At 71.7% G+C, this 8,860-nt stretch carries 4 protein-coding genes; 3 read left to right on the top strand and 1 reads right to left on the bottom strand.

The features are described 5' to 3' along the window. Positions 1 to 132 precede the first annotated feature (132 nt). On the bottom strand, positions 133 to 4,098 hold the full coding sequence (gene eccCa, locus ACFXA3_RS25855; RefSeq protein WP_385190636.1) for a type VII secretion protein EccCa: 3,966 nt from the start codon (positions 4,096 to 4,098) through the stop codon (positions 133 to 135). A 207-nt stretch (positions 4,099 to 4,305) separates the two neighbouring features. On the opposite strand from eccCa, the gene eccD reads away from it, so the two are divergent. The 3 genes from eccD to ACFXA3_RS25840 all read left to right on the top strand — a co-directional run bounded on the left by eccD (position 4,306) and on the right by ACFXA3_RS25840 (position 8,818). After that, positions 4,306 to 5,823 (top strand): type VII secretion integral membrane protein EccD, encoded by a 1,518-nt coding sequence (eccD, locus tag ACFXA3_RS25850; protein WP_385190635.1) that lies wholly within the window; start codon positions 4,306 to 4,308, stop codon positions 5,821 to 5,823. Between the two features lie 172 nt (positions 5,824 to 5,995). Next, on the top strand, positions 5,996 to 6,283 hold the full coding sequence (gene rpsO, locus ACFXA3_RS25845) for a 30S ribosomal protein S15 (RefSeq protein ID WP_383351492.1): 288 nt from the start codon (positions 5,996 to 5,998) through the stop codon (positions 6,281 to 6,283). Between the two features lie 312 nt (positions 6,284 to 6,595). Continuing rightward, positions 6,596 to 8,818, top strand: coding sequence for a polyribonucleotide nucleotidyltransferase (locus tag ACFXA3_RS25840; protein WP_385190638.1), 2,223 nt, complete (start codon positions 6,596 to 6,598; stop codon positions 8,816 to 8,818). Positions 8,819 to 8,860: the final 42 nt, after the last annotated feature.

Raw genomic sequence — 8,860 nt, 5'->3', positions numbered from 1 at the left:
GCCCGGGCCCCCGCCCCCCCCGAAACCCCCCCCGCCCAATCCCCCCCCACCGGATCCGCCGCCCAATCCCCCCCCCCCGGACCCCCCGCCGAACCCCCCCCCCCCGCCCCCCCCGCGACGACGTGCCACGGACTACGTCCCCGCCATCCGGCCCAGCTGCACGAGCGACGTGCCCCGCTTGCGCGAGGAGAAGTACGCCCGGCCCGGCGGCATCGGACGGGGCCGGACGTTGCCGATCAGGTCGCCCTCGGACGGATCGCCCGACAGCACCACGCCCTGCGCGCCGAGCTCCTTGATGCGCTGCATGAACGGCTCGTACAGCGAGCGCGAGGCACCCGCCGAGCTGCGCGCGATGATGAAGCGGACACCCGTGTCCCGGGCGAACGGCAGGAACTCCACCAGCGGGGCCAGCGGATTGCCCTGGCTCGTGGCCACCAGGTCGTAGTCGTCGATGACGATGAACACGTCCGGGCCCGTCCACCAGCTGCGGTCGCGCAGCTGCTGCGGAGTGACGTCGGTCGGCGGCTGCCGGCGCGAGAACACGCCGCCCAGCGCCTCCATGTGCGTCTGCAGGGAGCTCGCCATCGGCGCGTACTCCAGCAGGTGCTCCTCCGGCAGCGCCCCGAGCAGGCTGCGCCGGTAGTCGCCGACGACGAGGCGGGCCTGGTCGGGGGTGTACCGCTCCGCGATCTGCCGGCAGATCAACCGCAGCAGGTTCGTCTTGCCGGACTCGCTCTCGCCGAACACGAGGAAGAACGGGTCGCTCTCGAAGTCGACGAACACCGGCTCCAGGTCCGTCTCGTCGATGCCGATGGCCAGCCCGCGGCCGGGCTGGTCCCCGCCCCGGGGCAGCTGGTCGGCGTGCAGCAGCCGCGGCAGCAGCCGTACACCGGGAGCGGCGGCCGCCGCCCAGTTCTGCTTCACCGCCGACACGAAGGCGGCCGTGGCCTCCGACAGGTCCTCCGGGTCGTGCGCGCCGTCGATCCGCGGCAGCGCACCCAGGAAGTGCAGCTTCTCCGCCACCTGGCCGCGGCCCGGCATGCCCGTCGGCACGTTCGCCGCGACCTTGCGGTCGAACTCGGAGTCCATGACGTCACCGAGCCGCAGCTCCAGCCGGTTCAGCATCTGGTCCTTCAGCGCGGCCCGCACCTCCATGTAGCGCGCCGCCGTGATCACCACGTGGATGCCGTAGCCCAGACCGCGCGAGGCGATGTCCGTGACCACCGGCTCCAGGCCCTCGTACTCGGTCCGGAAGCCGCCCCAGCCGTCGATGACGAGGAACACGTCGCCCCACGCCTCGCCGGGCAGCTCGCCCGCCGCACGCCGCCGCCGGTAGGTGCCGATCGAGTCGATGTTGTTCGCGCGGAAGAACTCCTCGCGGCGGTTGAGGATGCCGCCCACCTCGGCGACCGTACGCCGCACCCGCTCCGGGTCCAGACGCGAGGCGATCCCGCCGACGTGCGGCAGCTCGGAGATCGACGACATGCTGCCGCCGCCGAAGTCCAGCCCGTAGAACTGCACCTCGCGCGGGGTGTGCGTCAGCGCGAACGCGGAGACCAGCGTCCGCATCAGCGTCGACTTGCCCGACTGCGGGCCGCCGACCACCATCATGTGGCCCGCCGCACCCGAGAAGTCGCGGTACAGCACCTCGCGCCGCTGCTCGAACGGCTTGTCGATGAGGCCGAGCGGCACGACGAGCCCGCCGGGCCGCGTGTACCCCTCCGCGTGCAGACCCCGCTCCGCCGAAGGCGCCAGCGCCGGCAGCAGCTGGTCCAGCGGCGGGGCCTGGTCGAGCGGCGGCAGCCACACCTGGTGCGCCGGCACCCCCTGGCCCTCCAGCCGGCCCACGATCACGTCCAGCACCGTGTCCGCGAGCGCGTCGTCCTCCCGCTCCGACTGCGCCGCCAGGTACGCCGGGTCCGGCGCCGCGTACACGACCGGCACCGGCGTCGCCGTGAACAGCGCGGGCCGCCGCTCCACCGGGAACAGCCCGACCGACAGGTCCGGGCCGCCCGAACGGTAGGTGCCCGAGACGTACGCCGCCTTGAACCGCGTCATCTCGTCCGTACCGAACTTCAGATAGCCCGAACCCGGTACCGAGGGCAGGTGGTACGCGTCCGGCACGCCGATCGCCGTGCGCGACTCCGCCGCGGAGAAGGTCCGCAGGCCGATCCGGTACGACAGGTACGTGTCCAGGCCGCGCAGCTTGCCCTCCTCCAGGCGCTGCGAGGCCAGCAGCAGGTGCACGCCCAGCGAACGGCCGATCCGGCCGATCTGGATGAACATGTCGATGAAGTCGGGCTTCGCCGTCAGCAGCTCGCTGAACTCGTCGATGACCAGCACCAGCGAGGCCAGCGGCTCCAGCGGGGCACCCGCCGCGCGCGCCTTCTCGTAGTCGTGGATGTTCGCGTAGTTGCCCGCCGAGCGCAGCAGCTCCTGACGGCGCTGGAGCTCGCCGCGGATCGAGTCGCCCATGCGGTCGACGAGGGTGAGGTCGTCCGCCAGGTTGGTGATCACCGCGGCCACGTGCGGCATCTGCCCCATGCCCGTGAAGGTCGCACCGCCCTTGAAGTCCGCGAGGACGAAGTTCAGCGTCTCCGAGGTGTGCGTGACCGCCAGGCCCAGCACCAGCGTGCGCAGCAGCTCCGACTTGCCGGAACCGGTCGCACCCACGCACAGGCCGTGCGGGCCCATGCCCTCCTGCGCCGCCTCCTTGAGGTCCAGCATGACCGGCGCGCCGTCCTCGCCCACACCGATCGGCACGCGCAGCCGCTCACCGGCCGACCGCGGCCGCCAGGTCCGGGCCACGTCGATCGAGGCCGCGTCGCCCAGGTTCAGCAGGTCCGTGAAGTCCAGGTTGGCCAGCAGCGGTTCGTCGTCGTCCCCGCCACCGGTGCGCAGCGGCGCCAGCTGCCGCGCGAGCGCCTCCGCCGCAGGCAGCGACAGCGTGTCCGGCACGCCCTCGTACGCGATCCCCCCGCCCGACTCCAGCCGCAGCCGGCCCGGCCGCACCACGACCGACAGCCCGCCGCGCGGCTCGTCCAGCTCGCCCGCGACCACCTCGACGATGGTCACGCCCTGCAGCCCCTCGGCCGCCGCGAACGCCGAGTCCGGCGGCACCAGCCCGCCACGGGAGTTCGCGTCCAGCACGACGACCAGGTGCGGCTGGTCCAGCACCGGCGACACGTCCCGGCTGAACCGCGGCCGGCCCTCCAGCCGGGGAGCCAGCAGCCCCTCCAGCTCCGTCAGGTCATCGCTGAACAGCCGCTTCGTACCGGCCCCGTCGACCTGCCCCGGCACCTGCGTGTGCGGCAGCCACTTCGTCCAGTCCCAGGACGGCACCGCGCCCGGCGCGGCCACCACGGCCACCACCAGGTCCTCGGGGGAGTGCAGCGTCGCCAGCTGCGCCACCATCGCCCGCGCCGCCCCGCGCGCCGCCTCCGGCTCGCCCGACACCGTCACGTGGTAGAAGGCCCGCAGCGACACCGCCACCGGCAGCCCGTCCAGCGACGAGTGCACCTTCAGGAAACGCTGCATCGCACCGGCCGTCAGCGGCTCCAGCTCGTCCACCGGCGCCGTGTCCGGCGCCACCAGCGGAGTCGACAGGCGCTGCGCGCCCAGCCCGAGCCGGGCCTGACCGAAGTCCTCGTCGCCGACGCGCCGCTCCCACAGCCGCGAACCCTCGGCCACGACCGACCACAACTGTTCCGGAGCCGGGTGCAGATACAGCTGCGCGTCGCGCTGCGCCCGCGCGGTCCTGCGGACCTGACGGCGGGTCTGCGCGAGGTACTTCAGGTAGTCCCGGCGCACGTCGGCCATTTGCCCCTGCGTACCGCGCCGGTGACGCACCAGCTGGGCCAGGACCATGCCCACCGTGGACACCAGCATCAGCACGCCCATGATGCGCATGAACGGCGCCGCACCCGGCATGAAGAAGAAGACGACCGACGAGCCCATGCCGAGCATCGGCAGGAGCTGCATCAGCATGCCCTCCTGCTGCCCGCGCGGAAGCTCCGGCGGAGCCTCCAGCCTCAGCTCGTCCGAAGGGACTTCGGGCGGCAAGGACCGCGGCGGGCGTTTGACGACGATCTGACTCACCGGAGCATCAATCCCTCGAAAACGGACGGGACGTCGCTACCGGCGCCCCCAAGTCCCGGGCGCGAAGGGGGTCTCCCCTGCGCGACGGTGATCCTACTTGCCGACAGTCGTGCATACTCCCGGTAGGGTGGCCCGCGCAGTATGCGCATCCGCGAATCCAAGGCGACGGCCCACGCACCCGCTTCGCCAACCAGGGGGGTCACACAGGTGAGTACGGCCGCAACGACGGGCTTCTGCAGGGTCACCGTCGTGGCTCCCGACAGCCGCATCGACGTCGCCCTCCCCGAGGACATCGCCGTCGCCGACGTCTATCCCGAACTGCTGCGCCTCACCGGCCAGACCCAGCCCGTCGGCGCCCCCACCGGCTTCCACCTGGTCCGCCGCGACGGCACCGTCCTCGACGGCGCCCGCACCCTCGCCGGCCAGCAGGTCCTCGACGGCGAGGTGCTGAGCCTGCGGCCGTTCGCCGAATCGCTGCCGCCCGCCGTCTTCGACGACGTCTCCGACGCCGTCGCCTCGGCCGTCGTCCGCGACCGCCACCGCTGGAGCGACGACATGCTGCGCGGCGCGGGCCTGGCCGGCGCCGCCGTCCTGCTCGTCCTGCTCGGCTTCGTCCTCTGGTACGCCGACCCGGTCCACCACGACATGCACGGCCTGCCCGGCATCATCGCCGGCGCCGTGGGCGTGCTCCTGACCGCCGCCGCCGGAGTCCGCGCCCGGGTCTACCGCGACCGCGGCTCCGCCGTCGCCCTCGGCCTCGGCGCCCTCCCCATCCTGCTGATCGCCGGCTCCGGCATCATCGCCGCCGGCTCCGGCGAGGGTCCCGGCCGGCTGCAGTTCCTGCTCGGCTGCGCCTGCGTCCTGGTCGCCTCCGTCGCCCTCGTCGCGCTCACCCCGAACGGGGACGCCCCCTTCGTCGCGGCCACCTTCCTCGCCGCGACCGGAACCCTGGCCACCTTCGTCGCCATCGTCACCGAGGCCTCCGCCACCGCGACCGCCGCCGTCTGCGCGCCCGTCGCCATCGGCCTCGTCGCCTTCCTGCCCGGCCTCTCCGCCCGGTTCGCCCGGCTGCCCATCGGCTACGCCGCCCCGCAGAGCGCCACCGACGAGTACGTCGACTACGCAGGGACCCCGGACCGCCACGAGACCGAGCCGTACGGCGACCCCTCCGGCGCCGACCAGCACGAAGCGGGCACCCCGCTCGACGCCGAGGCCATCGCCACCCAGGCCCGCCGCGGCCACGAGATGCTGCTCGGCCTGGTCGGCGGCTGCGCCGCGACCGCCGTCGGCTCCGCCGCCGTCCTCGGCTTCTCCGACAACACCTGGGGCCGGCTGCTGGCCCTCGCCACCGGGCTGGCCATGCTGCTGCGCGCCCGGCTCTTCCGCTACACCTCCCAGGTCGTGTGCACCCTGGTCGCCGGCCTGGCCGCCATCGCCCTGCTGATCCTGGGCCTGGCCCTGCACCCGCCGGCCGGCCTGGTCCGGGAGCTCGTCCAGTACCACGACCACGGCGGCCTGGACCTGCGTACGATCTGGCTCTCCGCCGCCGTCGCCGCCGGCGCGGCCCTCCTCGCGGGAATTGCGCTTGTCATCCCCCGCAAGGGCCTGTCACCCTTCTGGGGACGGCTGCTCGACCTCACCGAGGCGGCAGTACTGCTCAGTCTGGTCCCGCTGGCCCTCGCCGTGCTGGACGTGTACGCCCGGGCCCGCTCGCTCACCAGCTGAGACGGGGGCCGTGCGGCAGCCTGGTACGCTGTGTGACGGCCGTTTGTGTACGCGCCCCCGGAAACCTCTGGAGGCTGCGCTCAGCGGACCCCGCCTCCCGAGTTACGGAAGATCCCCAGAGAATTCGACCTGGGGCACTCGGTGGCCACGAAGACCCATACGAGGAGTACGCGTGTCGCTCGACGCCGCTACGAAGAAGCAGATCATCGCCGAGTTTGGTGCCAAGGAGGGCGACACCGGCTCCCCCGAGGTCCAGGTCGCCATGCTCTCCAAGCGCATCTCGGACCTGACCGAGCACCTCAAGACCCACAAGCACGACCACCACTCCCGTCGTGGTCTGCTGATCCTGGTCGGCCAGCGTCGCCGCCTGCTGCAGTACCTGGCCAAGAAGGACATCCAGCGCTTCCGCACGCTGGTCGAGCGCCTCGGCATCCGCCGCGGTGCGGCCGGCGTCAAGTAAAGACGCTGTGAAGGGAGCGGTTCCCACACTGAGGGGGCCGCTCCCTTTGCTGTACGTGCGCTCGCTCTACGTGCGGGACGTACCGGACGCTTTGTAGTCTGGACGCAACGTGCATGACGAACCACGTGCACAACTGAAGAGGAGGAGCGCCCTCCCAGGCCGCCGGTCCTCGGTAGTGGTACCCGGAAAGCCCCCCGGGCCCCGAACCGGGTACTTCGATCGAAGACCGGCCCGCACGCAAGGAGCGCTTCTCCGCACCGTCCGCCGCCACACGGGCAGCGGACGGAGACGACGAAAATGGAGAAAACGCTAGTGGAGAACGAGACCCACTACGCCGAGGCCGTCATTGACAACGGTTCCTTCGGCACCCGCACCATCCGCTTCGAGACGGGCCGTCTGGCCCGCCAGGCCGCCGGCTCCGCCGTTGCCTACCTGGACGACGACACGATGGTGCTTTCCGCCACCACCGCGTCGAAGAAGCCCAAGGACCAGCTCGACTTCTTCCCCCTGACGGTGGACGTCGAGGAGCGCCAGTACGCGGCCGGCAAGATCCCCGGCTCCTTCTTCCGCCGCGAGGGCCGCCCCTCCGAGGACGCGATCCTCACCTGCCGCCTGATCGACCGCCCGCTGCGCCCGTCCTTCAAGAAGGGCCTGCGCAACGAGATCCAGGTCGTCGCCACCGTCATGGCGCTGAACCCGGACCACCTGTACGACGTCATCGCGATCAACGCCGCGTCCGCGTCCACCCAGCTGGCCGGCCTGCCCTTCTCCGGCCCGATCGGCGGCGTCCGCGTCGCGCTGATCCGCGGCCAGTGGGTGGCCTTCCCGACGCACACCGAGCTCGAGGACGCCGTCTTCGACATGGTCGTCGCGGGCCGCGTCCTGGAGGACGGCGACGTCGCGATCATGATGGTCGAGGCCGAGGCCACCGAGAAGACCATCACCCTGGTCAAGGGCGGCGCCGAGGCGCCGACCGAGGAGATCGTGGCCGCCGGCCTCGAGGCCTCGAAGCCCTTCATCAAGGCCCTCTGCAAGGCCCAGGCGGACCTGGCGGCCAAGGCCGCCAAGCCCGAGGGCGAGTTCCCGGTCTTCCTGGACTACCAGGACGACGTGTACGAGGCCCTCGCGGCCGCCGTCAAGGGCGAGCTCTCCCAGGCGCTGACCATCGCGGGCAAGCAGGACCGCGAGGCCGAGCTGGACCGCGTCAAGGAGATCGCCGCCGAGAAGCTCCTCCCGGCCTTCGAGGGCCGCGAGAAGGAGATCTCCGCCGCCTACCGCAGCCTGACCAAGGCCCTGGTGCGCGAGCGCGTCATCAAGGACAAGGTCCGCATCGACGGCCGCGGGATCACGGACATCCGTACCCTCGCCGCCGAGGTCGAGGCCATCCCGCGCGTGCACGGCTCGGCGCTGTTCGAGCGTGGCGAGACCCAGATCCTGGGCGTCACCACCCTCAACATGCTCCGCATGGAGCAGCAGCTGGACACCCTCTCCCCGGTGACCCGCAAGCGCTACATGCACAACTACAACTTCCCGCCGTACTCCGTCGGCGAGACCGGCCGCGTGGGCTCGCCCAAGCGCCGCGAGATCGGCCACGGCGCGCTCGCCGAGCGCGCGATCGTGCCGGTCCTCCCGACCCGCGAGGAGTTCCCCTACGCGATCCGCCAGGTGTCCGAGGCCCTCGGCTCCAACGGTTCGACGTCCATGGGCTCGGTCTGCGCCTCCACCATGTCGCTGCTGAACGCCGGTGTGCCCCTCAAGGCCCCCGTCGCCGGCATCGCCATGGGCCTGATCTCCCAGGAGATCGACGGCAAGACCCACTACGTCGCCCTCACCGACATCCTCGGTGCGGAGGACGCCTTCGGCGACATGGACTTCAAGGTCGCCGGCACCAAGGAGTTCGTGACCGCCCTCCAGCTCGACACCAAGCTGGACGGCATCCCGGCCTCCGTCCTGGCCGCGGCCCTCAAGCAGGCCCGCGACGCCCGCCTCCACATCCTCGACGTGATGATGGAAGCGATCGACACGCCGGACGAGATGTCCCCGAACGCCCCGCGGATCATCACCGTCAAGATCCCCGTGGACAAGATCGGTGAGGTCATCGGCCCCAAGGGCAAGATGATCAACCAGATCCAGGAGGACACCGGCGCCGAGATCACGATCGAGGACGACGGCACCATCTACATCGGTGCCGCCGACGGCCCGGCCGCCGAGGCCGCCCGCGCCACGATCAACGGCATCGCCAACCCGACCATGCCGGAGGTCGGCGAGCGCTACCTGGGTACGGTCGTCAAGACCACCACCTTCGGTGCCTTCGTCTCCCTGCTCCCGGGCAAGGACGGCCTGCTGCACATCTCGCAGATCCGCAAGCTCGCCGGTGGCAAGCGCGTGGAGAACGTCGAGGACGTGCTCGCGGTCGGCACCAAGGTCCAGGTGGAGATCGCCGAGATCGACCAGCGCGGCAAGCTCTCCCTGATCCCCGTGATCGACGGCGAAGCCGCCGGCGACGAGGCCGACAAGGACGACTCCGACAAGTGACGTCGCGTAGTTCCCGTGTGACGGCCCGCCCCTCTTCGGAGG

Origin of the sequence: Streptomyces sp. NPDC059456 (assembly GCF_042750055.1) — a bacterium.
Taxonomy (GTDB): Bacteria; Actinomycetota; Actinomycetes; order Streptomycetales; family Streptomycetaceae; genus Streptomyces.
This window is presented reverse-complemented; position numbering and strand designations above follow the sequence as displayed.